Consider the following 24,679-nt stretch of genomic DNA (forward strand, 5'->3'; position numbering starts at 1 on the left):
CCCCGTCCTCTCACGACACTCGCGTATGCATGCCGACGGCGGAGACGACTCCCACGCCCACCCCTCGGCGCAACCCTCTCGGTCCCGGCCTCAGTACTCCGTCACGGTTCAGCCGCACCGGCCTCGCTCCGCCCAGTACGGGCGCCGGCAGCGGAACGAACGCGGTGTCCACACCGACCGTGGACCGCGAACCGACCACGAAGCCCGCCCCGCCGGTGCGTACCGACCCCACCGTGTGCGCGGGCGCCTGCCGCTCCACCAGCCGCCGCAGCGCCGTCGCGTCCGCCGATCCGGCGGGCAGCAGCAGCCGGAACCGGTGCGCGTGCGCGGTGAACGGGTCGCTGTCCGGCGCGCCGAACGCGCGCAGCGGCGCGGCGCCGAGCGCCGTGCCGCCGACCCGGAAACGGCTCGCCGAGCGGCCGAACAGCCTTATGGCGCCGAGCCCTTGATCCGTCCCCCGGCCCTGGTCCCGCGCCGCGCGCAGATGGGCCCAGCGGCGGTCCGCCGCCAGCTCGTCCACGACCGGGGCCACTCCGAACACGATGCGCACCGCCTCGCGCAGCGCCCATGGCGTACCCCGGCGCCGGTAGAGCTCCGGGGCGGCGGCCAGCAGCGCGCGCCGGGTGCGGGCGTCCCAGCCCGCCTCGAACGACAGGCCCAGCAGCCCGGCCAGCCACGGCAGCGCCCGGTCCGGGACGCCCGCGGGGTCGAGGAGCGACGGATACCGCTCGATCACCCGGTCGAGCTGGGCGAGCGTGGCGTCGAACAGCGACAGGAAGCGCTCGGTGAAGTCGTCGGCCGCGGGGTCCGCACGGAAGGCGGGCGGCAGCAGGTCGGCGCTGGTGACCCGGGGGAAGTCCAGCCGGATCCGGCGCAGCACCGGAGTCGAGCCGCCGTCGCCGGACAGCCGCAGCCGCAGCCGCAGAAAGCGGCCGGGCGGCTGGTCGACGAGGAAGTCAGTGACACCCGGGGCCGACGCCTGCCAGTCGCTCTCGTCGTACCGGCCGTCCTCGCTCACCACGATCTCGACGGCGGCCGCCGTCCCGGCGGGCACCTCGGCGTCCAGGCGCACCCGGTGCCAGCGGCACCGCGAAATGCCGCTGTCGATGAGGGTGGTGAGGTACGACCCGCTGGTGACATACGCGTCGGTGGCGGGCGGCGCGGGCTCCCGGGGCAGGCCCTGCCAGGTGAAGCAGCGGGTCTCGGGGCCCTCCGGGCCCCTCTCGGTCAGGCAGAACCCGTCCTCGCCGGCGGAGGTGAGCGTGGACGGTGGCAGGGCCGCGGCCAGTTCGTCGACGGTGGCGGGGCGGAAGGGGCGGCGGTGACCGCCCCGGTGGATGCCGAGCCGTCCGCCGTCGTCGGTGAGCAGCCACACGGTCCGCTCCGGCCCGGTGCGCAGGCCGATGATCTCGCCGCGCACACCGGTGCGCAGCACCCCGCGGAAGCCGCCGGCCGAGTCGAACCGCCACAGGTCCGTGCTGCCCTGACCGGCCACCAGGACGTCGTCGTCAGGACCCAGGGCGGCCCACCGGGGCCGTTCGGCCCGGATCACCCCGGCGAGTTGCCCGCCCTCGCGGCGCCACACCAGGACCCGGTCGGACTCCACCACGGCCAGCCGGTGTCCGCGCGCGGCGACCGAGACCGGTTCGCGCAGCGGGTCGGGGTCGCAGCCGGGCGGCCAGACGGGGGCGAAGACACCGCCGCAGCCGTCACGGCGCAGCAGCCGCCGCTCGCCGGGGACGAACAGGTACCAGCCGCACGGCCCGCATCCGGGCGCGAGGCGGGGGTCGGGGAACCACGGCAGCAGCCGGTCCCTGGTGGGGCCTTCCGGCGCGGCGCCGCGGTGGGCGAGCCGGAGTCCGGCCGGGTCCTCGAAGCCGACGATGCCGTCAGCCTGCTGGAGGTCCCACCGGTCCCAGCCGACGTAGGCGTCGAGGAGGCGGAAGGTCGCGGGGTGCGGGGTGCACGTCATGGCTGGTCTCCTACCGGGATCAGCAGCGGGCGCTCCGGCCAGACGAGGGTGTGGGGCGGGAGGGCGTGGTCGGCGCAGGGCGGTCGGCGCACTCCGTCGACGGTGAGCGAGAGCCGGGTGACGGCCAGCACGCCCTCGACCGCCAGGAGCCGCCGGACCAGCGCCGTATGGCGCAGCGCGCCGCCGAAGGGCCAGCCCGCGCCGTCCTCCCCGCCGCGCAGCGGATCGAGGTAGGTGCGCACCGCGTCCCCGGCCCGGGCCAGGACGGCGGCCCGGTCCAGGTCCGGGTCGAGGGCCACCCAGGACTCGACCGCGACGCGGCGGTACGGCGCGGGGGCGGCGACCACCGTGACCCCGGCCGGAGCGGCCTCGCGGATGAGGAAGTCGGCGACGGCCTTCAGGGTCGCGGCGGTGGCGACCGGCGGTTCGTCCGGGTCGCCACCCGGCGGTACGGGCGGTACGACGAGGACGCCCACCACGCCCGGGATCGGCGCCCCGGCGAAGTCGGGGTGCAGACCGGGCACGCCCCGGGCGCGGGCCACCGAGGCGCCGGGCGCGCGGGTGGCGAGCTGCCCGTAGTCGGCCGGGGCCACGGCCCGGCCGCGGGCGCGCAGTTCACCGGCGCCGCGGCGGATGGCGTCGGCGTCGGGCTCGGCGTCCGTTCCGCCGGAGGCCGGGAAGGGGTTGCTCACACCGGTGACGAACGGCAGCGCGGTCACCACCCCGTTGACCGCGCCCGCCGCCACGGCCCCGGCGCTGCCGCCGCCGACGCGGTAGCGCACGGCGCGGACGTTGCGGAAGCCGGGCGGGACGGCGGCGCCGCTGACGCCGTCCCCGAAGGTCACCTCGCCGCTCTCGTGGTCCACGGTGAACACCCGGTCGTCGGCGCCGTACCCGGCCAGGCTCTCCACCTCGCGCCACCGGGACGAGGTGCCGGCCGATGTGCCCGCCGTGGTGCCGAACACGTCGCCGCCCGTGTCGTCGTCGACCTCGATGACCACCGATCCGGCGAGGATGGGCACCTGGCTGAGCCTCATGCGCCGCAGCCCGGTGGCCGCCGGGTCCTGGACGGGCTGCAGCGGCTCGTCGCGGATGGTGCGGGCGGCGGTGGCGGCGACCACGTTCAGCCGCAGCCCGGACAGCACGGGCGCGGGTCCGGCGAAGGCGCCGTGGGCGATCCGCAGGCGCAGCCAGCGCAGCCGGGGCCGGGTGCCGGACGGACTGCCCGGCTGCCAGGACCGCGGGACCCTCAGCTCGACGGTCCCACTGGCGCCGAACCCGGCCGTGGAGTCCCGCATCAGCTCGGCGGGGACGAGCCGGGTGCCGTCCAGTACGTCCCAGCGCAGCAGCGGCGCGGGCGGCAGCGGCAGCGGCGCGGTGCCGCCGGAGGCCGCGGGGGCGGGCGGAGCGGCGACGACCACGAAGCCCAGCGACAGCCGCGGGTAGGGGGCGGCCGGTCCGGCGAGCCCGATCCACAGCGCGTTGCCGGGCCGCGGATCGCGGCCGAAGGGCTCGAAGGGACGGCTGGGCCCGGCCGGGCCCAGCGGCAGGGCCTGGATCGTTCCGGCCTCCTGGACGGCGAGATCGGCGAGGGTGGCCGGGGTGGCGTACAGGTCCTGGTCCGTCTCGTAGACGACCTGGCCCGCCGGGGTCGAGGCGGCGCTCTGGAACCCGGCGGGGACGAGCACCGAGGCGCCGTCCGGCGGGTTGACGGTGAACTCCAGCAGCGTGGCCGCCGCTCCGGCCGGGCGGCGCCGCACGCCCGCCGTCGCCAGGTGTTCGGCCAGCACCTTCTCCGGCAGCCGGTTGACGCGGCCGAGTACCGGTTCGGCCTGGGTGCCGAAGAGGCGGACGAGGGCGACACCGGCGTCCTGCCGGTCGGGGTCGGTCCAGTCCGGGGTGTAGCCCGCGATCCGGCCGCGGACATCGGCGCGGACGGCCTCGCGGGTGGCGTCGACCAGCTCCGGCTGGACACCGGTCGGGCCGGGGCCGGGCACGATCCGCCCGTCCTCGCGCTCCCGTTCCCGCGCGTCCCTCTCCCACCACACCTCGCCGGTCATACCAGCCCCTCCCCCGGTTCGACGGCGGGCACGATCCGGGTGTGGACCGTCCGCAGGACGGGAAGCTCCCCCGCGCCGAGCGGCACCTCGTCGCACTCCTCGAAAGTCCCGTCAGAGTCCGCCCCGTCGAGGCCGATCGCCACGGCGGCGACGTCGGCGAGGTCGCCCAGCGCCCGCTGTGCGGCCCGCAGCAGGGCCGAGGGCCGCAGCGGCTGTCCGAACGGCCAGCCGTCCTGGTCCTCACCGCCCACGAGCGGGTCGAGGAAGCGGCGCAGCGCGGCGGTGAGCGCGGTGGACACGCGAGTGACGTCCGCCGGATCGCCCGACAGGCTCACGCGCAGCGTCACCTCGCGGTAGCGGGGCGCGCGGACGAAGACCTCGGAGGTGAGCAGCCGCGTCTGTTCGAGGTGGGCGGCGGCCGCGCGCAGCATCCCGGGGTCCGGGAGCGGCGCGGCCACGAAGTCCTCGCGGGTGAGGTCGTCCCGGGGCGCGGCCGGGACGATATGGACGGTCACCGCGCCGGGCACCGTGGCGCACGGGAAGCCGGGGTGCGCGCCGACGGCCGGGTAGGCGCGGGCGATGGCGACGCCCGGTGTCGCACGCGCCAGGGTGACGTAGTCCTCGGCGGTGACCGCGCGGGTCACCTCCCCCAGGGAGTCGGCGGCACGGCGGCGCGCCTCGGTGATGGTCTCGGGGTCGGTGCCGCCTTCGGCGCGTACGAGGTTGGCGGCCGAGACCGCTCCCGGAAGGTCCTGGGCCGGCAGCCAGTTGCCGGTCATGCCGCCGTTGCCGACCCGGCCGCCGCCGGTCACGTAGTCGATGTGCGCGTCCGGGTCCGGGTGGGGGATGCGCCCGGTGAGTCCGTCGCCGAACACCAGCGCGCCCTCGGCCCGGTCGAGCACGAAGATCCGGTCGGCCGGGGAGCCGAAGGTGAAGTCCGGGGCCGGCCGCCACTCCTGGCCCGCCAGGCGCAGCGTCGCCTCGAGGAGGCGGTCGGCGGCGTCCGGCAGGACGAGATGCTGGCCGGGCAGCCGGAGCCAGGCGCCGATCTGGTCCTGGAGGTCGGCGCCGCTCACGGTGTGATGCCGGCAGTGGTGTGCCGCGGCGGCGTTGACGGCGATTTGGAGCAGACGGGGCGGGGCCGCGTAGCTGGCGGCCGGGGTGGACACCAGGAGCCCGGTGTCCCGCGTCGACCAGTCGGCCGGGGGGTGGAGCCGGACGAGGCCGGACCGTCTGAGCCCGCCCGTGCCGTCCTCGACCTTCTGATACGCACCGGAGATGTCCGTGCCCGGCCGGAACCACGACCAGGTCAGCTCGGCGGGCGGCGGTACGTCGGCGACCGCGCCGGGCAGCCACGACGGCGCGGACGCGGTGGGCGCGTCCAGCTCGAAGAGCAGCCCGATCGGGCCGGGCGCGGGGTGGTCCCCGGTGAGCGGCAGGGTGAACCGTACCTGTGCCGGGGCGCCATCGCTCGCCAGCAGCGCGATACCGCGCCGGGCCCGCAGATCCGCCGTGCGGTCGCGGTCGGTCCAGACGGTGACCTCACCGCCCTCGGCGAGCGGCGGCACGGCCAGGTCGTCGTCGAGGGTGAAGACCACCTGCCCGGTGGGGTCCCGGGTGAGCGCCGTCCCGGCGGGGACGAGCGGGACCGCGGTGCCCTCCTGCCGGGCGGCGAGGCGCAGCACGGTGGCGGCGGGGCGGGCGGGGCGCGGCGGTTCGAGGCCGAGCAGCCGCAGTATGGCGACCACGAGCGCGTCCGGCACCTGGTCGAGCCAGTACAGCCGCTGTTCGAGGAGGTAGGCGAAGAGTTCGAGGAGGGTGACGCCGGGGTCGACGGGCGCGTGCAGCGTCCAGGTGCCGTCGGACTCGGCGGGGATCCGGCGGCGGATGGCCGCCATCATGTCGGCCCAGGTGAGGTCGTCCAGCTTCGGCGGGGGCAGGGTCATGGTGTGCCCCCGGTGAGGCCCGTGAGTCCGGTGAGCCCGGTGAGCCCGGTGTAGAACGGGAACACCAGGTTCGCCTTGGTGTTGCTGCGCCGGATGCGGTACACGATCGAGACGGTGATCCGCGACTCGTCGGCCGGGTCGGCCTCCGCGCGGACCTCCTCCAGTTCCACCCGCGGCTCATGGTCGCGGACGGCGACGGCGATCGACTGCTCCAGGTCGCGCAGGTTCTGCACACTTCCGGGCGCGAACACCAACTCCTGGGCCCGGGTGCCCAGTTCGGGCCGCATGACCCGCTCGCCGGTGCCGGTGAGAAGCAGCGCCCGCAGACAGTGCTCGATGCTCTCCTCGCCGACGGCGTATCCGAGCCGCCCGGACGCGTCGGGCAGGATCGGGAACCGCCACCCGGTTCCGAGGAACTCCTCGCTCACGCCGTCCTCGCCTTCTTCGCCAGCACGGCGGGGGTGAGCGGCGGGGCCGGCGGGCCGGTGGGCCCGGCGGCGGAGGGGTGGGTGTGGGTGTTGAAGGCCTGGAGCAGCGCGTTGCCGAGTACGAGCGGTTCGGTGGCACCGCCGCCGAGGTCGATGGAGGGGGAATCGACCGTCAGCTTCGGCGCCTTGAGGGTGATCTCGCCCTGCGCGGTCACGGTGACGCTGCCGCCCTCGGCGGCGGTGATGCGGATCGCCTTGCCCTGGTCGTCCAGCTCCACCACATGTCCGGCGGCGGAGGTGATCCGTACGGCGGCCTTGGACCGGGTGTCGTCCAGGAGCACCTCATGGCCGTGCCGGGTCCGGATGATCTTCTGGTCGCGGCCTTCGGTGCGGGCGGTCGGCGGCTTGTCCTCGCCGTTGTAGAGGCCGCCCAGCACGATCGGGTACCGCATGTCCCCGTGGACGAAGGCGACGAGCACCTCATCGCCCTTCTCGGGAACGAACACCGAACCGTAGCCGCCTCCCGCGTAGAGCTGGCTGACCCGGACCCAGTCGGTGACCGTGGTGTCGTCGAACCACGGGAACTTCAGCTTGACCTGCCCCTCGTCGTCGCCCTCGTTCTCCACCACGAGCGCCTCGACCACGCCGTAGTAGCGCTTGTCGGTGGAGCGGGCGCGTGGCGTGCCCCTCATGGTCACTGGTCCCCCTGATGGATCCGCCGTCCGGTGAACTGGGTGAAGAAACCACTGGTGTTGAGGGTGTGCTCGACCCGCTTGACGAAGTAGGTGCCCGAGAAGCGGTGGCCGAGGCCGTAGATCTCCAGGTTGTCGCCGGGCCGCAGCTCGGGCAGGCCCGCCACCTTGCCGGTCGCGGTGATGAACTCGTAGGCCCGCTCGCGCAGCAGGCTGATCGCCAGTTCGCGGGCCTCCTGGTCGCTGCCGACCGGGGCGTCGACCACGACCTCCTGGCGGCCCTGCAGGGTGGACTCGGCGACCTGCGGCCCGCTCTGCCCGTCGGCCGTGTTCTGCCCGGCCGGGAGGTTCTCGGCGGTCGCGGTGAACGCGATCGGCTGTTTGGTACGGGGGTCCCAGCCGCGCACGGTGACCTTGCTGACCTGCTGGGAGACGGTCAGCGTCGGGGTGAACTCCATCAGGTTGGGGACCAGCCCCTCGGGCCGGCCGGTGGGGCCGGTGCTCAGCCCGGGTGCGTACGCCAGCCGGTACAGCCGGATCGGGCGGCCGTCGCGGCCGTCGGTCGGCTTGGTGAAGTACAGCGTGTCCTCGCCGGTCCTCGCGTCCGGCAGGATGTAGCAGTCGAAGTCCAGCCGCTTGGCCCGCTCCAGCAGGAACGTCGCGTCGTCCTGGTTCTTCTGCACCACCACGTCATGGGTGGGCCCTTCCCGGGTGACCTCGATGCGCAGGTGGTTGCGCTGGGCGATCTGCTCGGCGATGCGCCAGTCCGGCAGATTGCGGTAGATCTTGGTCTCGTTCTCGGTGGGCTTGCGGTCCTTGAGCCGCAGCAGCCCGTCCACGCCGCTGACCTGGACGGTGGGTGACGCGCCGTCGGTGAACTTCGGACTGAGCGTGGAGATGGTCCCGGTGGCGACGGTGAGCAGTTTGTCGGCGTAGCCGAGCCGGACCGAGACCCGGCCGCCGAGCCGGAAGCGCGGCGAATCGCTGTGCTTGAACCGCAGATTGGCGTCGTCCCAGTTGTTCAGGGTGAGATCGAAGCCGGACAGCTCGTCGATGTCCCGGTTCACCTTGATGTCGATGATGTCGTTCTTGGTGGACGGGTCCATCTCCAGGCCCTCGATGCGCACATCGAACTCGGGCGCGTACCTGTCGGGCGAGGCGACCTCGGGGGTGGGGGTGCTCATCGCGCGCTCCTCACGCCAGCCGGGGCACGGTCAGCACCCGGCCCGGCCGCAGGTCCCGTGGGTCGCTGATGCCATTGGCGCGCGCCAGCTCCCGCCAGGCGTCCGGCCGCCGGTACAGCGCGGCGGAGATGGAGCTGAGGGTGTCGCCGCGGCGCACCACATAGCTCTTCTCCACCGTGGGCGACGAGCGGGGCGTCTCGGCGACCTGCGCGGCGGCCGTGCGGAACTCCTTGAGCGAGAGGTCCAGCATGGCCCGCAGCGGCACACCGTCCGGCCGGAACAGCTGGTAGTTGACGTCCAGCTTCTCCACCACGCCGGTGAAGACCTCCTCGTCCCAGACGAACCGGACGACCGGTGGCGCGTGTTCGCGGCTGTCGGGCCGCAGCAGGTTGCGCACCGCGTTGACGTAGGCCTTCCGTACGTTCTCCAGGGTGTCGGAGGTGTCCACCAGCGCCTGCACGGTGAGGGTCTCGGTGCCGCCGCGGACGTACTGCAGGGGCGGTGTCTCCAGGCCGGGGATGGTGATCTCGGCGAACGTGTTGCTCTTGCTCAGCTTGTAGTCGGTGGGGTTGAACCGCAGCGGGATCCGCCGCTGCCGCTCGTCGGCGATCACCGGCCGGACGATCTCCAGCCGGGCCCGGGCGGCCCCCTGCCGCGCGAAGGACACGGGCGTCACACTCATGAACTGCCCTCCCCGTCGCCGAAGCGCCGTTCGGCCTCGGTGTGTTTGGCGCGTGCGCACTGGTCCTCGTACAACTTCGCCCACGCCTGGATGTGCTGGTTGAACAGGCGGGTGAACACGGCGCCGTCGTCGCCGTCCACCTGGAACCGGACCTCGAGGTGGTGAATGGTCACCTTCGGCACCCCGGTCACCTCCCTTGGCTCAGGCGCGGCAAGGCGCTCGCCGCGGCGTCCTGCAAGACCTTCGTCAGCCCCTCGTGCGCGATCTCCAGCGACTCGATGGCGATCGCGTTCTGCTCCCCGTGCAGGTCCGGGCCGCTCCACTTGGCGGCGAGCCCGCCATGGAAGGCCCAGGCCGCACCGGGCGCCCCGTCCGGGCCGAGCACGATCACCGCGCCGTCGCGGCGGGCGCCCAGCGAGTCGGCGAGCCCGGCCTGGTACCAGGACCACAGCCCCGGGTCGCGCACCACGCCGCGCTTGAGCGTGATCCGGTTCCATGAGTGGCGCAGCGGCAGTTGGTGGACCGAGTCGTTGCGCCCGCCCTCCGGGTAGCTCGTCACCTCGAGCTGCGCGCCGAGCCCGGTGACCTCCTGGAACGCGCCGGAGGCGGCCAGTGGCAGCAGCAGCGCCTGCGCGGCGGGCAGATACGCGTCGCCGGGGTCGAGGGTGACCAGGAAGCGGTATTTGGGCAGCGGATCCAGGCTCACGCCTCGATCACCTCCAGACCTCGGTCCTGGCCGAGTACGAGACGCAGCCGGATGAACTCCATGGGGACGGCCGGGGCCACCTCGATCTCGCAGACCAGCTGGCCCGGGTCCTGCTCGGGCGGGTTGTTGGTGTCGTCGCACACCACCCGGAACGCCTGCTCGGGCCGGGCGCCGGCGAGCGCCCCGGCCCGGAAGGCCGACAGGAGCACGGAGGTGAGCGCCCGTACCAACGTCAGCCGCAGCTCGGCCGAGTTGACGTCGAACACCAGCGGGCTCGCCGCCCGCCGGATCGCACGCACCAGCAGATGCACCAGCCGCCGGTGGGCGATGTAGCGGGTGCCCGGGTCGGCGGACAGGGTGCGCCCGCCCCACACCGTCAGCCCCCGCCCGCGGGTGCAGCGGATCAGGTCGATCCCCGCGTCGAACAGCCGGGCCTGCTGCGGCTCGGGGTATTCGGTGGCGAGGTCGACCGCCTCCAGGATCACGGCGTTCGCGGGCGTGTGGTGCGCCCCGCGCTCGCCGTCGAGGCGGGCGATGACGCCCAGGACGTGCCCGGACGCCGGGACGGTGCGCAGGTCCTGCCCGTCGGGGGTGCGCAGCCGCGGATGGTAGACGGCGGCGCAGCCGAGCAACTGGCTGTCGCCGGTGGCCGCCAGGGAGCCCACCCAGTCGACCGCCTGGTCCACGGAGGACAGCGCGGGCGGCACGTCCAGAACGGCGAGGCGGTCGTGCGACGGCTGCACGCTCCTCAGCAGTTCGAGCACCGCGTCGGTATGCGCGGCGCCGGACAGGTCCGTGCCCAGGTCCGGCAGCGCCACCAGCGCCGGTTCTGGCAGTTCGGCCTGTACGGTCACGGCGTCCGAGTACGCCCCGCGGGTGGGCGCGGCGTCGGCGCCGCCCGCGAGCGTCAGGTCCCAGGACACCGAGATCGGGCCGGGCCGCCCCGGTGGCGGTGGCGGCCCGTCCGGGACCAGCCGGAGGTAGCGGGATCCGGTGAGCCGGTCGGCCAGGCCGGCGAGCGGCAGCCCGGGAAACGTCTCGGGCGGCTCTCCGGGCATCATGATCCGGATGCCCACGGTGGGCGGTCCGGCGACGGTGCTGGCCTGGTAACGGATGGCGACGCGCCCGCCGTTGGCCCAGGCTCCGGGGCTGGTGGCCACCGCCTGGTAGCTCGTGGCGTCCCATCCGCTCAGCGGCCCGACCGTCCATGCCGTCCGGGCCGTGGTGGCCGGTCCGGACACCCGGAGCACCCAGGCGGTGCGGCCGCCGTTCTCGAAGAAGCCGCGCAGTGCGTACGGGGTGGCGAAGGCGCCCTCCGGCGGCCCGAAGGTGCCCACGACGTCGTTCCAGCTCTCCACGCGCACGGGAGTGCCGACCGGGCCGCGGCGGAGCCGGCCCAGGAACGCCGCCACGTCGGTGCGCAGCGGCTCGGTGCCGGAGCCGCGTGGCGGACACGCGAGGGATACTCCGGGGAGCGCATCGCCTGCCATATCAGGTTTCGATCTCCAGCTTCTCGACCGCCAGGACGAGCGTCTCCATGGCGATCTCGTTCTTGGTGGCGCTCAGCGTCGGGCCGGTGTACTTGGTGGGCCAGCCGCGGTCGAAGTTCCAGCGCACCACGTCGTTGCGGTTCTCGTCGCACAGCACGATCGAGCCGTGGGTGCGTTTCACCGTGCCGTTGAGCGCGTCGGCCACCCACTTCCAGAAGGCGGCGTGGCCGGTGATGCCACGCTTGAAGGTGAGGTTGGTGAACTTCTTCAGCCCCGGGATCTTGCGGACGGTGATGTCCTCGCTCCCGTTGCGGTACTCGATCGGCGGGATCTCCAGCTCCAGCCCGCTCGCCTCGGTGAAGGACCCGCTCACCGCGAGCCCGTCGTCGCTGACGTTGAACACGAAGATCTTGAAGTTATAGGACGCGTATGGATCGTCCCTGGTCACGGGCGGCATGGTGGACTCCCTCGGGCTCTCAGGCGAGTTGGGTCTCGCGGGTCTTCTGCTGGATCCGGAAGATCACGAACTCCGCCGGGAAGACCGGCGCGACGCCGACGACACAGATGAGCCGACCGCCTGCGAGGTCGTCCTCGGTCATCGTGGTGCGGTCACAGGCGACGAAGAACGCCTCGTCGGCGGTGGTGCCGGCGAGCGCGCCGGTGCGCCACACCGTGGTGAGGAAGTTCGTGACCGTCTGGCGGACCAGGGACCACAGCGCCTCGTCGTTCGGCTCGAACACCACCCACTGGGTGCCCTCCTCGATCGACTCCTCCAGATAGAGGAACAGCCGCCGGACATTGACGTACTTCCACGAGCTGTCCGAGGAGAGGGTGCGCGCGCCCCAGACCCGGTGGCCGAGTCCGGGGAAGAACCGCAGCGCGTTGACGCCCTTGGGGTTGAGCACGTCCTGGTGGCGCTTGGTGATGTCCTGGGCGATGCCGTCGGTCAGCCGGATGCCCCGGATGACCGCGTTGGCCGGTGCCTTGTGCACTCCCCGCTCCACATCCACGCGCGCGTAGATCCCGGCCATATGGCCCGAGGGCGGCACCTCGACATCACGGCCCGCCGACAGGTCGCGGGTGACCAGCCACGGGTGGTAGAGCGCGGCGTACTTGGTGTCGAACCGCTCGCGGAACGCCTGGACGTCCTCGATGTCCAGGCCGTCCTGCGGATCGAGGATCGCGAACCGGTCCTTGAGCAGCTCGCAGTGGGTGACCAGGGCCGATTCGACCGTCCCCGACCACATGCCCGGCACGGCGCAGACGGCCACCTCGTCGATGTCCTCCAGCGCGGCGATCCCGGTGCGCTTGCCGCTGCCGCCGTCCTCGCCGACGAAGTCGGCCACGCTCAGGCTCCCATAGGCATCGTCCCCGTCTCCCAGCGTCAGCCAGGATCCGACGGCGGGCAGGGGGAACTTCGTCGGGTCGGTGGACAGGGCGCCCAGCGCCGTCGCCCGCACCAGCCGGGAGCGGCCGGCCAGGGTGGTCACCAGGTTGGCCGGTGTGTCGCCGGTGAGCCGGAGGTTGCGGTGGGTCTCGGTCTCCACGGCCCCGGACGGGTCGGTGAACCGGGCGTCGACCTGCGCCTCGATCAGTTGCACCCGATCGGTCTCGAACAGCGTCCCCGGCACGTTTCCGTCGAGGGTGACGACGTCCGCGGCGACCGATTCGACGGTGCGGATGGTCAGATGGGTGCCGTCGTCGAGCTGTACGACGGCGCCTTCGTAGAGCCGGCTCGCCCCGCCGACCCGCAGCGTTGTCCCCGCAGAGGTGTTGCCCCGGCGCACCCGGCGCACCAGCAGTCCAGCGCGCCACGCCTCATGGGTCGCGCCGGACGGCAGGGTCAGGGTGACCTTCCCGTCCGCCGGCTGGCTCACCTGGACCTTGAAGCGGCCGGAGCCGATCTGCACCCACACGTCGGACGGCAGTTCGTCGGGGTCGAGCCCGGTCACCGCGGCGACCTCGACCGTCTCGCTGTCGGCGGCGGCGTCCGCGGCCAGCCGCGTGACGAACAGCCCGCCCTCCTGCGGATCCGGCAGCACCGGCAGCGCGGCCGAGGCCATCGGCTGGATCCGCACCCGCACCGCGTCGCCCCACGAGCCGGGGCTGACGGCGGCGAACTCCAGTGTCTGCTCGGCGCTGCGCGTCCCGATCTGGACGTAGTCGCCGCGGCCCGCCCTGACCTCGGCGGGCAGCTGGGCGTCCAGCTCGATCCGGTGGGTGGTGGCGTCATAGGCGGCGACACCGGCGGTGTGGATCGACTGCTGGTCGTCGCCGCGGAAGAGCTGGATCTGCTGCCCGACGCCGGAGAACCCGATCAGATGGCCGAGTTCCAGGCGGGTGGCGCCCTTGGCGGCATCACCGGTGACCGGGCTCACCAGGCCGTGGCCCAGCACCCCCGAGGACGGGCCGGCCTGCTTGCTGGCGACCCGCTTGATGTACAGCCGCTGGCCGCCGTTGTCGAAGAACCCCTTGACGGCCAGCGGGAACAGCCACCAACGGCCGCCTTCCGCCGGGTCGTTCGCCCAGGTGTCCCGGATCAGCGGGTCCGGCTCGCGGAGGAATCCGCCGAAGGTGTTCTGGAACTCCAGGAAGTTGGTGACCAGTTTGGGCTTGCCGGTGTACGGACCGCGCACGGTGACCCCGGCCATTCCGGCCGTACTGGTGCTCACCCCCGCGATCGGCCGTGGGCCCGCATCGATCTCCTCGATGTAGACCCCGGGGCTCAGATACTCCGCCATGGACGGCTCCTTAACTCTCGCGGATCTCTATGACGTGCCGGCGCTCGGTGTCCTGGGGCAGCCGCACGACCAGCGATCCGGACCGGCCCGGCCGCTCGGTGGCCCGCAGGCGGAATGTCTCCTCGACGGCCTGCTCGTCGGCCTTCTCGCCCTCCCACCGCAGGGCCAGCCGGAAGGCGCCCGCGGCGTCGGACAGGGTGCGCTCATGCCATGGCGTCAGGTCCCGGCTGGTCTGCCCCCCGGCCTCCACCAGCGCATTGGCGACCGGCGCCCTCGTGGCCGCGTCGACCACGACGCCGTGCACCGTGCGCAGTCCCGGCGGATAGGGGAAGGAGACGCCCGGCAGCAGCCGGACCAGCCGGGGCTCGGTCACCACCGGCGGCGGGTGACCGTCGTCATACGGATGCACCAGGAACTCCACGCCCACCAGGTCCGCCGAGAACGGCCGGCCGTCGGCCGGGTACAGCGGCTGGTAGCCGGGGGCCGTGAAGCGCGCCCGGTGGCGCCGCGGCCGGGCCGCCCACGGCTCGGCGCACCGGCCGAGACCCGGATAGACGAAGGCGGCGCTGGGGGTGCGCACCGCCGTGTCGTCCAGCGGCAGCCAATCGCCGTCGTCATAGCGGTCCAGCTGGACGGTGACCCCGGCGGCGCGCACCCGCCGGGCGTAGTCGTCGAAGGGGATGAACCAGGCCGGGCTGTAGAGCGCCGACCGCTCCAGCGGCAGGAAGCGGCTCATGGCAGCCCCGCCCCGCTGATGACCCGGCTGTGCACCGGGTGGACCGGCGTCTCGACGGCGGAGTCCAGATTGACCACGCGGACCTCGTAGTTGAGCGACAGCCGGTACGGCTTCTGAATCGCGTACCAGACCCAGGACTTCTGGTCCAAGGTGAGCGGGGTCAGGCTGAGGTGGAGCGCGTCGGTGCTCGCCGCCAGACTGCCGGACAGCTGTGCGCCGTCCAGGATCGCGTCGTCGTAGAACGTCTGGAGGGCCCGTCCGAGCATCCGGTGCTGAGTTGCCTGGTCACCGCCCCAGGGGGTGACCAGGTAGCGCAGCAGCAGGGCCATCGGCGGCTTGCGGGTGGTCGGTGGGTCGGGTGGCTGGGAGCGCACCGGCGGCCGGTTGCGCGAGGTGGGGTCCTCGGCGATCTCGTAGAGGAACACCGTGAGTTTGGGCGGTGGTGTCTGGACCGTCTCGGAGAGGTCGTTGAGTTCCGCGATCGGCGGTTCCACCTGGCTGAGCCCGCGCAGGGCCTGGGTCAGGCTGTCCACGATGACCGTGGAGACGTCGGCGATGACGCCGAAGTCGCCCATGCGAATGCTCCCCCTCTCCGCGCTCGAAAGCGTGCTCCGAGAGGATGCCGGGACCGGCGTGGCCGGACCGCGATACGCACATCACACGAACGTCACCGGTCCGTTTTCATGGCCGCCGATGACGAAGCCGGACACACATCGACAACGCCGAGGTGACACGGACGGGCATATTGTCCTTTCATGGAAATCCCCTCAGAACGGACCGGTGTCCTGATCCTCCGGGTCTGGGTGGAAGGCGGCAGGCCGGATGGATTCCGTGCGCGCATCGTGCCGACCGGGGACGGGCATCAGACGGCACCCAGCGCGGTGAGCGCGGTCGACGATGTGCTCACCGCCGTGCGCGCCTGGCTCGACCAGTTGCTCGAACCGGAGGGGTGACGTTGCCGCGACGTTCCGGTGATGGCCTGCCATATAGCGTCCTTTGGCCGGAAGACCGGACACACGATCATGATCTGCTCGTAACATGGCTTTAGGGCATCCCGACGGGACGCACGGGATGGGTCGCTGGAGCCAATATCGCCCCGGGGGGCCGATGAGCGCAGAAGGCCACGTCATGACGTTGAGACTGCTCAAGAGTTTCGCGTTGTCGGTCGATCAGAATCGCGTTCCCATATCCTCCAGCGCCCAGCGCCTCCTCGCGTTCCTCGCCCTGCAGAACATGCCGCGCAGCCGGACCTATGTGGCCGGAATGCTGTGGCCGGACGTCACGGCCTCCCGCGCCAACGCCAATCTCCGGTCGTCGTTATGGCGCGCCACGCGCACGGGGCATCAGGTCATCGACGCGTCCACGCAGGAACTGGCGATCTGCAAACACATCGATGTGGATATCCACGTGGCGGCGACGCGCGCGCACCGGCTGCTCGATATGTCGCGCCCGTGCGATGACATCCTCACCGCGCGGACCCGGGAGGATCTCTCGGCCGATCTCCTACCGGAGTGGTCGGAGAACGAGTGGGTGCTGGTCGAGCAGGAGCAATACCATGAACTCCGGCTGTATGCCCTGGAGGCGATGACCGAGCGGCTGACGGTGGCGGGCCGCCATGGCGAGGCCGTCGCCGCCGGACTCGCCGCCGTACGCGCGGAACCCCTGCGGGAGAGTGCTCATCGCGTGCTCATGAACGCGCATCTCGCCGCCGGCAACAGGGGCGCGGCGCTGCGGCAGTACGAGCAATGCCGCCGGGTGCTGCTCGAGGAGCTGGGCCTGGAGCCTTCCCAGACGCTGAGGAACCTGGTGCCGGCTCACTCCGGGGGCGGGGATGTCGGCGCTCACTCCGAGGGCGGGGGTGCCGCTCCGGAGCTTCCGACCCGTCGGATCGTCTGCCATCCGGCGGGCGAGGCCCCGGCGCAGGGTACGGACACCTCGGCCCCGGCCGGCACCGTACCCGCGTGACCGGGCACTAGACCGCGGGGACCACCGGCGACAGATGGACGTCGCGCCGCACCAGTGCGGCGTAGCGTCCGTCCTTGGCCAGCAGCTCCTCATGGGTGCCCCGCTCGGCGATCCGGCCACCGTCGAGGACGACGATCTGGTCGGCGTCGCGCACGGTGGAGAGCCGATGGGCGATGGTGATCGTGGTGCGGCCGGCCGAGAGGGAGTCGATGGCCTCCTGGACGGCCTGCTCGGTGCGGGTGTCCAGGGCGCTGGTGGCCTCGTCGAGGATGAGGACGGGCGGGTCGCGCAGAATCGTGCGGGCTATGGCCAGACGCTGCTTCTCCCCACCGGAGAAGCGGTAGCCACGCTCTCCCACGAGGGTGTCATAGCCGTCCGGGAGGGAGGCGATGTGATCGTGGATCTGGGCGGCCTCGGCCGCCGCCACGATCTCCTCATCGGTCGCGTCGGGCTTGGCGAAGCGCAGATTCTCGGCGACCGAGGAGTGGAAGAGATAGGTCTCCTGGGAGACGACGCCGACGGCCCGGGCGAGGGAGTCGAAGTCGAGGTCGCGCACGTCCACACCGTCGATCAGCACCCGGCCGCCGGTCACGTCGTAGAGCCGGGGCACCAGATAGCTGAGGGTCGTCTTGCCGGAGCCGGTCGGTCCGACGACCGCCAGGCTGCCACCCGCGGGGACGGTCAGATCGATGCCGCGCAGGGCGCCCTTCGACGCGCCCTTCGAGGGGCCGGGCGACGCGCTGTCGTAGTCGAAGTCGACGCCGTCGAAGCGGACTTCGCCACGTACCTTCTCCAGGCGCACCGGGTCGGCGGGCTCGGTGATGTCGATCGGCAGGTCGAGGTATTCGAAGATGCGGGCGAAGAGGGCGAGGGAGGTCTGCACCTGCACACCGGTGGACAGCAGGCTCACCGTGGGCCGGAGCAGCCCCTGCTGGAGCGAGACGAAGGCGACGAGCGTGCCGATGGAGACGGCGGGGCCACCGGCCTGGAGGGCGATGCCCGCGGCCCAGTAGATCAGCGCGGGCATGGCGGCCATGACGATGCCGATGGTGGACATTCGCCAGCGGCCCGCCATGTTGGAGCGCACTTCCAGGCCCACGAGGCGCTCGGACTCCTGGGCGAACTGCTGGGTGAGCGACTCGGACCGGCCCATGCTGCGGCCGAGCAGGATGCCGCTCACGGACAGGGACTCGGTGACCATCGCGGACATGGCCGCCATCTGCTTCTGGCGCTGTGAGGTGATCTTCTTGCGCTCGGTGCCGACGCGACGGCTGATCCAGACGAAGACCGGCAGCAGGAGCAGGGAGACGACGGTCAGCCGCCAGTCGAGCGCGAGCATCGCGACGACGGTGGCGACCACGCTGGTGAGGTTGGAGACCAGCGAGGTCGCGGTCGAGGTGACGGTGGCCTGCATACCGCCGATGTCATTGGCGATACGGGACTGCACCTCGCCGGTGCGAGTGCGGGTGAAGAAGGCGAGCGGCATGCGCTGCAGCCGGTCGTAGACCGCGGTGCGCAGATCGTGCATGACGCGCTGGCCGACGGTGGTGGAGATCAGGGTCTGCAGAACGCCGAAGACGCTGTTGACGACGGCCGCGGCGATCATGCCGAGCGCGAGCAGGGTGAGCAGTCCGGTGCGGCCGTCGGGGATGGCGGTGTCGAGGATCTCGCGGAGGAGGAACGGCGAGGCGACCGAGACCAGTGCGGAGGCGGCGACCAGCAGGCCGACCACGGCGAGGCGGCCGCGATAGGGATGGAAGAGCCGGAGGATGCGGCGCACCTGGGCGGGCTGCTCGGGCTCCGCGGCATGACGCTCGGGCTCCTGGGCGGACGGTGTCCATGACGGAGGTGTGTCGGGACGCATGGGCTCCTTCTGGAGTCAGGGAAGCCGACGCGGATGATGACGGCATGGTCGGGCCGCGGCCGCGTCGGCGTGGACTTTGAGAGCATAGCTCATTGTTACCTATACTCACAATGAACCCGGTCCTGATAAACTGCGATCATGCCCACGTCCGAGACATCCGGCCTCCTCGCGGAGCAGCTGCTGCGCCTGACCCGCAGACTGCACCGCGCCCAGAAGCGCTATCTGGAGCCGCTGGGCATCACCCCCGCCCAGTCCCGCCTGCTGCGCACCGTCGCCCATGACGACCAGCCGCCGAGGATGGCGGACCTGGCCCGGCGCCTGGAGGTGGTCCCGCGCGCCGTGACGACGCTGGTGGACGCCCTGGAGGCGCATGGCTCGGTGCGCCGCATACCGGATCCGACCAACCGCCGGGTGGTGCGCGTCGAGCTCACCGACACCGGGCGCTCGACGCTGCGCGCGCTGCGCGAGGCGCGCCGGTCCGCCGCGGAGGACATCCTGGCGCCGCTCAGCGATCAGCAGCGCGAGACGCTGGGCGAGCTGCTGGACACCCTGTCCGGCGCCCCGGACCACCGCTGCTGAGATCTGGGCGACGGCGCCGCCGACGTCCTGGTGCCGCGCTCAGGCGGCGAGGTGCGCCTTGTCCCCCATGACCACCACCGGGTGCAGCTTGGGGTCGAGATTCTTCAGCAGATACTCCATACCGGACTTGGAGAGGCTGACGCAGGCCGAGGTGCCGCTGCCGTGGTCCATGTGCAGCCAGATGCTGCCGCCCTTGCTCTGCCCTTCGGGCCGGGTCTGGTCCTGCGGCGAGGTGCCCTTGACGCGGTTGTAGTCAATGGCGATGACGTAGTTGAAGTCCGTCCAGTGGGACTTGGGCCAGTAGTGGGGCGCCGCGAAGGAGCCGGACGACGTGTACGGCAGCCGGGCGCCGGGGTCGGGCAGCACACCGCCCGCGTCGCTGAGCGTGTAGACCCCGACCGGGCTGCGCTTGTCGCCCTCGTGATGACTCGTCGTCCAGCCGCGCTTGCCGTTGTGCGCGGTCCAACTGCGGGTCCGATCCCATTCCTTGCCCTGCTTGGTGTAGAGGACCACGGTCGCGTCGCCGGAGTTCACCCCTTTGCCGTAGACCGCCACGACCTGACGGGACTGGTCCGGGATCCGGGACTGGAGCTTGTCCCCCACATCCGGGATACGCGTGGGATCCGGCGCGGGCGCCCCGCTGCGCAGCGCTTGTTTGCCCTGGTCCGCGCCCTTGTCACCGCCGCCGTCACCGCCGCCGTCACCGCAGGCTGTGAGGAGGACGAGGGCCGCGGCGGCCGCGGCCGCCGCACGGATGGACATCATGCCGGAAATTCGCATGTCCCCATGGTCCCACCCCCATAGGACAGTGCGGCATGCGGGATTGGCGTGTTCCGGCCGGTCCCGGGAAAACCAGTTGAATTCCGCACCGGGAGAACGTCAGCCTTGCACCTCTCCTGCCCTCCCCTCCCTCCGCCGCCCGCCCGACCCTGGGACGTCATGCACATTCGCGATCTTCCGTACCCCGATCCCGGCCGACCCGACGTGCGGTCAGGTCCGAGGTTTCTCTTCTGGCTGGGCAGGAATCAGCTGGGCGGGCAGGTCAAGGCGGCCCTCTGGGGTCTGGTGCACATGGCCGCGCTGGTGTCCTTCCCGCTCGCCATCGGCTTCGGTGTGCAGGCGGTGGTGGACCGTTCCGGCTCCCGGCTGACGGTGGCCGGAGCGCTGATGGTGGGGCTCACCGTGCTCACCGCGCTGGGGGACGCCATGCTGCACCGCGCGGCGGTCACCAACTGGATCACGGCGGCGGCACGGGTGCAGCAACTGCTGTCCCGCAAAGCGGTGGAGCTGGGGTCCGCGCTCACCCGGAAGGTGGCGGCCGGCGAGGTGATCGCCGTCTCCACGGGCGATGTCGAGAAGATCGGCTGGTTTGTGGAGGCGCTGTCCCGCTTCACGGCGGCCGCGATCACCACCGTCGCGCTCTGCGTGGCGCTGGTGCTCTACCAGCCGGCGCTGGGAGCGGTGGTGGCGATCGGTGTGCCCGCGCTGGCGCTGGCCGTGCTGCCGCTGCTGCCGCGCGCGGCGCGCCGGGCCGACGACCAGCGGGAGAAGGCGGGCCGGGCCACCGAGCTGGCCTCGGACACCGTGGCCGGGCTGCGGGTGCTGCGGGGGATCGGCGGCGAGGAGCTGTTCCTGGGCCGCTACCGGAACGCCTCACAGGAGGTGCGGGTCGCGGCGGTGCGCAGCGCGCGGATGTGGGCGCTGATCGCGGCCGTGCAGGTGGCGCTGCCGGGGCTGCTGCTGATCGGTGTGGTCTGGTACGGGGCGTCGCTGGCCCGCGAGGGGCGGATCGAGGTGGGCGAGCTGGTCACCGTCTACAGCGCCGTCACCTTTCTGCTCTTCCCACTGCGGCACTTCGAGGAGATCGCCATGGCGTACTCCTTCTCCCGGCCCTCCGCGCGGCGCGCGGCCCGGGTGCTGGCGCTGCGGCGCTCCTCCGCGGAGGGCAAGAGCCCGGCCACCGCGGCCACCGCGGACACGTCAGACACCGGGGCCACCGCGGTATCCGTGGACGGGGGCGAGCGCGCGGAAGCGCGGGAGGCCACCGGACCGCTCGGCGGGGATCTGTACGACCCGGCGAGCGGGACGCTGGCGCCGAGCGGGGTGCTGACCGCGGTGGTGTGCGGCGACCCGGACACTGCCGGGCGGCTGGCGGACCGGCTCGGCGGACATCCCGCACTCGGCGGCCCGGGCGACGGGGACCACGGCGGTGCGCCGTCGGCGCTGCTGGGCGGAGTCGCCCTCGATGAGGTGGCGCTGGACTCGGCGCGCACGGCGGTGCTGGTGCAGGACAAGGACCCGGTGCTGCTGTCGGGGACGCTCGCCGAGCTGCTGGATGTGCCGAGGTCCGGGGAGGTCTCGGTGGAGAAGGCCCTCGATGCGGCCCAGTGCGGCGATGTGCTGGAGGCGCTGGCGCAGGCGTCGGTCGCCGACGAGGGTGACGCCGACCCCATGCGCACCCGGATCACCGAGCGCGGCCGCTCGCTGTCGGGTGGCCAGCGGCAGCGGCTGGCGCTGGCCCGCTCGCTGGTGACCGATCCGGAGGTGCTGGTGCTGGACGAGCCGACCTCCGCGGTGGACTCGCACACCGAGGCGCGGATCGCCGACGGGGTGCGGCGGCTGCGGACGGGCCGGACCACCATCGTGTTCACCTCCAGCCCGCTGGTGCTGGACCGGGCGGACCGGGTGGTGTTCGTGGCCGACGGCGAGGCGGCGGGGGTGGGCACCCACCGCGAGCTGCTGGGCACCGACTCCGCGTATCGCGCGGTCGTCACCCGCGAGACGGACGGCGAGGCCGCCGTGCGGAGCGCCGGGCGATCCACCGGGCCGACCGGTCACGGCCTGGAGGACATCCCGCCGAAGGACATCGCGCGGGAAGACATCGCGCGGTTCGAGGAACAGATCGAGGAGTCGGCATGATCGGCGTGGCACCGCCCGCCTATGACCCGGCCGCACCGGAGTCGGCGACGACGCTGCCGGTCGGCACACCCACCACCGTACGGGCCTATGTGCGGGAGCTGCTGCGGCGGCACCGGGCCGCGTTCACCTGGCTGATGGTCGTGAACGCGACCGCGGTGCTCGCCTCCATGGTCGGCCCGCAGCTGCTGGGGGGCGTGGTCGAGGATCTCTCCCAGGGCGAGAAGGACCTCCACATCGGGCGCACGGTGTCGCTGTTCGCGGTGGCGCTGGTGGTGCAGACCGTGTTCGTCCGGCTGCTGCGGCTGCGCGGGGCGGTGCTGGGCGAGCAGATGCTGGCGGATCTGCGGGAGGACTTTCTCGTACGGTCGGTGGGTCTGCCCCCGGGGGTGCTGGAGCGGGCCGGGACCGGGGATCTGCTGTCCCGGATCACCACCGATATCGACCGGCTGGCGAACGCGATGCGCGAGGCCGTGCCCCAGCTCGCCATCGGTGTGCTGTGGACCGTACTGCTGCTCGGCGCGCTGACCCTGACCGCTCCCCCACTGGGTCTCGCGGTGCTGGTGGCACTCCCGGTGCTGGTGATCGGCTGTCGGTGGTACTTCCGCCGCGCGCCGAGCGCCTACCGCTCGGAGGCGGCAGGGTACGCGGCGGTGTCCGCGGCCCTCACCGAGAGCGTGGACGCCGGGCGGACCATCGAGGCCCACCGGCTGGGCGACCGGCGGATCGCCCAGTCCGAGCTGCGCATCCGGCAGTGGACGGCATGGGAGCGCTACACCCTCTGGCTGCGCTCGGTGCTCTTTCCGGTGATCAATGTGAGCTACACGCTGATCACCGGTTCGGTGCTGATGATCGGCGGCCTGTGTGTGATGCGCGGCTGGATGTCGATCGGCGAGCTGACCACCGGGGCGCTGCTGTCGCAGATGCTCGTCGAGCCGATCGGGCTGATCCTGCGCTGGTACGACGAGCTGCAGGTCGCGCAGGTGTCGCTGGCCCGGCTGGTGGGGGTGCGGGAGATCGAGGAGGGCCCCGCCGACGAGGGCGTGGTCCCCGGTGGCCGGGAGGTGCGGGCGGACGCGGTGCGGTTCGGCTACCACGAGGGCAGCGATGTGCTGCACGAGGTGTCCATGAAGGTGGCCCCGGGGACACGACTGGCGCTGGTGGGCCCGTCCGGGGCGGGGAAGTCCACCCTGGGGCGGCTGCTGGCCGGGATCTACTCCCCGCGCACCGGCCGGGTGACCCTGGGCGGTGCGGAGCTGGCGCGAATGCCGGCCGAGCGGGTCCGTGAGCATGTGGCCCTGGTCAACCAGGAGCACCATGTCTTCGTGGGCTCGCTGCGGGACAATCTGCTGCTGGCCCGCGCCTTCGCCGGGGACGCCGAGCTGTGGGCGGCGCTGGGAGCCGTCGACGCCGATGGCTGGGCCCGCGCGCTGGACGAGGGGCTGGACACCGAGGTCGGCTCGGGCGGTCTCGCGCTCACCCCCGCACAGGCGCAGCAGATCGCGCTGGCCCGGCTGGTGCTGGCCGATCCGCATACGCTGGTGCTGGACGAGGCCACCTCGCTGCTGGACCCGCGGGCGGCGCGCCATCTGGAGCGGTCGCTGGGCCGGGTGCTGGAGGGCAGGACCGTGGTGGCGATCGCCCACCGGCTGCACACGGCGCATGACGCGGATGTGATCGCCGTGGTCGAGAGCGGCCGGATCACCGAACTGGGCAGCCACGACGAACTCGTCGCGGCGGACGGGGCGTACGCCGCGCTGTGGCGCTCCTGGCATCGGTAGCGGGAGGGGTGGCCGCGCCCCGGCGTGGCCACCCCGATGCCCTCCGGGGCCGCCCTGGTGCGGTCCGGGACCACCCTGGTGCGGTCCGGGGCCGCCCCGGCCCCGTCCGGGGTTCAGATCACGCCGAGGGCGGCCAGTCCGCCCACGCCACCGAGCAGCATGAAGACCGGCATCAGCACCTTCAGCTCGACCCAGCTGCCGGCCCGGAACCGCATCCCCTTCGGCGGACCGATCGGGTACCAGCGCTTGCGGCCGATCGGGATGGGCCACAGGATCGGGCAGCCGGAGACGGTGAGCGCGTCCCCGATGTCGTGGACCAGGGCGCCGAGCACGATCGGCAGGCCGAGCCAGAGGTACTCCTGGCCCGGTGCGCTGAACAGCCAGTCCGAGCCATTGCCGGCCTTGTCCAGCACATCGGCGAGGATCCAGGCACTGGCCGCCCCGAGCAGCCACACCAGGACATCGCTGGAGACCCGCGCCGCCCGCCACAGCAGCCCCTCGACGGCCAGCACCATGTGCACGAAGAGGATGCCCAGCACCGCCCAGCGCCCGCCGATCATCGCGAGCGCGGAGGCTCCGGCGCCGATCAGCACCGCCCATACCCAGGTGTGGGTCAGGGTGCGGTGGCCGCCGGAGCGGCGCGGGTCGCCCGCCTTCCTGGTCGACTTGTAGACGGAGTACGAGATCTTGTCGATCACCTCGCACAGAGTCCGTGATATGGGCCCGAAGGCGCGCGATATGGTCGCCGCCTTGTGGTCGAGGTCGGGGGCGAGCGCCGCTCCCGCGCAGATCAGCGCGCCGGCGACCAGCACCGGCCAGGGCATCGCGTGGCCGGCCGCCGCGGCCGCCGCCCCCACCCCCAGCCAGGCCGCCGCCCCGGACAGCGAATGCGCCGGTCCCATCATGGTCGTACCCCGCCCCTGTTCTTTCCCGCTTC

The 24,679-nt window shown here is 72.6% G+C and carries 22 protein-coding genes; 5 read left to right on the forward strand and 17 right to left on the reverse strand.

What is annotated here, in order from left to right:
* Window positions 1-10: 10 nt before the first annotated feature.
* Genes JK364_RS03950 through JK364_RS04015 form a run of 14 tightly spaced genes read right to left on the reverse strand, consistent with a single transcriptional unit; the run spans window position 11 to window position 15,212 of the window.
* Entirely contained in the window at window positions 11-1,972 is a 1,962-nt protein-coding gene (locus JK364_RS03950) for a phage tail protein I (RefSeq protein ID WP_201847518.1), read from the reverse strand.
* On the reverse strand, window positions 1,969-4,032 hold the full coding sequence (locus JK364_RS03955; protein ID WP_201847520.1) for a putative baseplate assembly protein: 2,064 nt from the start codon (window positions 4,030-4,032) through the stop codon (window positions 1,969-1,971). Before JK364_RS03955 ends, JK364_RS03950 begins: the two co-directional genes overlap by 4 nt.
* Entirely contained in the window at window positions 4,029-5,978 is a 1,950-nt protein-coding gene (locus JK364_RS03960) for a putative baseplate assembly protein (RefSeq protein ID WP_201847522.1), read from the reverse strand. The genes JK364_RS03955 and JK364_RS03960 overlap by 4 nt, the downstream gene beginning before the upstream one ends.
* Entirely contained in the window at window positions 5,975-6,406 is a 432-nt protein-coding gene (locus tag JK364_RS03965; RefSeq protein WP_201847524.1) for a GPW/gp25 family protein, read from the reverse strand. Before JK364_RS03965 ends, JK364_RS03960 begins: the two co-directional genes overlap by 4 nt.
* A complete protein-coding gene (locus tag JK364_RS03970) occupies window positions 6,403-7,098 on the reverse strand; it encodes a phage baseplate assembly protein V (RefSeq protein WP_230991291.1) in 696 nt (231 codons plus the stop codon). The genes JK364_RS03965 and JK364_RS03970 overlap by 4 nt, the downstream gene beginning before the upstream one ends.
* A gap of 2 nt (window positions 7,099-7,100) precedes the next feature.
* Window positions 7,101-8,282 carry a phage late control D family protein gene (locus JK364_RS03975; protein WP_201847528.1) on the reverse strand — a complete coding sequence of 394 codons (1,182 nt, stop codon included), beginning with the start codon at window positions 8,280-8,282 and terminating at the stop codon, window positions 7,101-7,103.
* A 10-nt stretch (window positions 8,283-8,292) separates the two neighbouring features.
* Window positions 8,293-8,964, reverse strand: a complete 672-nt coding sequence (locus tag JK364_RS03980; protein ID WP_201847530.1) for a CIS tube protein — start codon at window positions 8,962-8,964, stop codon at window positions 8,293-8,295.
* Window positions 8,961-9,155 carry a putative phage tail protein gene (locus JK364_RS03985; RefSeq protein ID WP_201847532.1) on the reverse strand — a complete coding sequence of 65 codons (195 nt, stop codon included), beginning with the start codon at window positions 9,153-9,155 and terminating at the stop codon, window positions 8,961-8,963. The genes JK364_RS03980 and JK364_RS03985 overlap by 4 nt, the downstream gene beginning before the upstream one ends.
* Window positions 9,152-9,670: a phage tail protein gene (locus tag JK364_RS03990; protein WP_201847534.1), complete on the reverse strand. Its 519-nt coding sequence runs from the start codon at window positions 9,668-9,670 to the stop codon at window positions 9,152-9,154. The genes JK364_RS03985 and JK364_RS03990 overlap by 4 nt, the downstream gene beginning before the upstream one ends.
* A complete protein-coding gene (locus JK364_RS03995) occupies window positions 9,667-11,160 on the reverse strand; it encodes a phage tail sheath family protein (RefSeq protein WP_201847536.1) in 1,494 nt (497 codons plus the stop codon). The genes JK364_RS03990 and JK364_RS03995 overlap by 4 nt, the downstream gene beginning before the upstream one ends.
* Before the next feature lies 1 nt (window position 11,161).
* Entirely contained in the window at window positions 11,162-11,617 is a 456-nt protein-coding gene (locus JK364_RS04000; RefSeq protein ID WP_201847538.1) for a phage tail protein, read from the reverse strand.
* Between the two features lie 19 nt (window positions 11,618-11,636).
* Complete coding sequence (locus JK364_RS04005) at window positions 11,637-13,901, reverse strand: phage tail sheath family protein (RefSeq protein WP_201847541.1); 2,265 nt, start codon at window positions 13,899-13,901, stop codon at window positions 11,637-11,639.
* Between the two features lie 10 nt (window positions 13,902-13,911).
* A complete protein-coding gene (locus JK364_RS04010; RefSeq protein WP_201847543.1) occupies window positions 13,912-14,637 on the reverse strand; it encodes a carboxypeptidase-like regulatory domain-containing protein in 726 nt (241 codons plus the stop codon).
* A complete protein-coding gene (locus tag JK364_RS04015) occupies window positions 14,634-15,212 on the reverse strand; it encodes a Pvc16 family protein (RefSeq protein ID WP_137975782.1) in 579 nt (192 codons plus the stop codon). Before JK364_RS04015 ends, JK364_RS04010 begins: the two co-directional genes overlap by 4 nt.
* A gap of 180 nt (window positions 15,213-15,392) precedes the next feature.
* Between JK364_RS04015 and JK364_RS04020 the strand changes: the two genes are divergently transcribed.
* On the forward strand, window positions 15,393-15,590 hold the full coding sequence (locus JK364_RS04020) for a hypothetical protein (RefSeq protein WP_201847544.1): 198 nt from the start codon (window positions 15,393-15,395) through the stop codon (window positions 15,588-15,590).
* An 85-nt stretch (window positions 15,591-15,675) separates the two neighbouring features.
* Complete coding sequence (locus JK364_RS04025) at window positions 15,676-16,602, forward strand: AfsR/SARP family transcriptional regulator (RefSeq protein WP_230991293.1); 927 nt, start codon at window positions 15,676-15,678, stop codon at window positions 16,600-16,602.
* Between the two features lie 7 nt (window positions 16,603-16,609).
* Here JK364_RS04025 and JK364_RS04030 read toward each other — a convergent pair whose 3' ends face one another.
* Window positions 16,610-18,466 carry an ABC transporter ATP-binding protein gene (locus tag JK364_RS04030; RefSeq protein ID WP_201847546.1) on the reverse strand — a complete coding sequence of 619 codons (1,857 nt, stop codon included), beginning with the start codon at window positions 18,464-18,466 and terminating at the stop codon, window positions 16,610-16,612.
* A gap of 138 nt (window positions 18,467-18,604) precedes the next feature.
* On the opposite strand from JK364_RS04030, the gene JK364_RS04035 reads away from it, so the two are divergent.
* Window positions 18,605-19,045: a MarR family winged helix-turn-helix transcriptional regulator gene (locus tag JK364_RS04035; protein WP_201847548.1), complete on the forward strand. Its 441-nt coding sequence runs from the start codon at window positions 18,605-18,607 to the stop codon at window positions 19,043-19,045.
* Window positions 19,046-19,084: 39 nt separating this feature from the next.
* On the opposite strand, the gene JK364_RS04040 is transcribed toward JK364_RS04035, so the two are convergent.
* On the reverse strand, window positions 19,085-19,825 hold the full coding sequence (locus JK364_RS04040; protein ID WP_201847550.1) for a L,D-transpeptidase family protein: 741 nt from the start codon (window positions 19,823-19,825) through the stop codon (window positions 19,085-19,087).
* 159 nt (window positions 19,826-19,984) lie between these two features.
* On the opposite strand from JK364_RS04040, the gene JK364_RS04045 reads away from it, so the two are divergent.
* Complete coding sequence (locus tag JK364_RS04045) at window positions 19,985-21,964, forward strand: ABC transporter transmembrane domain-containing protein (RefSeq protein WP_201847552.1); 1,980 nt, start codon at window positions 19,985-19,987, stop codon at window positions 21,962-21,964.
* Entirely contained in the window at window positions 21,961-23,742 is a 1,782-nt protein-coding gene (locus JK364_RS04050) for an ABC transporter ATP-binding protein (protein WP_201847554.1), read from the forward strand. Before JK364_RS04045 ends, JK364_RS04050 begins: the two co-directional genes overlap by 4 nt.
* Before the next feature lie 113 nt (window positions 23,743-23,855).
* Here the strand turns inward: JK364_RS04050 and JK364_RS04055 are convergent, their stop codons facing one another.
* Complete coding sequence (locus tag JK364_RS04055; RefSeq protein ID WP_201847556.1) at window positions 23,856-24,647, reverse strand: metal-dependent hydrolase; 792 nt, start codon at window positions 24,645-24,647, stop codon at window positions 23,856-23,858.
* Window positions 24,648-24,679: the final 32 nt, after the last annotated feature.

It is taken from the genome of Streptomyces endocoffeicus (assembly GCF_016741935.1).
GTDB classification, from domain to species: Bacteria; Actinomycetota; Actinomycetes; order Streptomycetales; family Streptomycetaceae; genus Streptomyces; species Streptomyces endocoffeicus.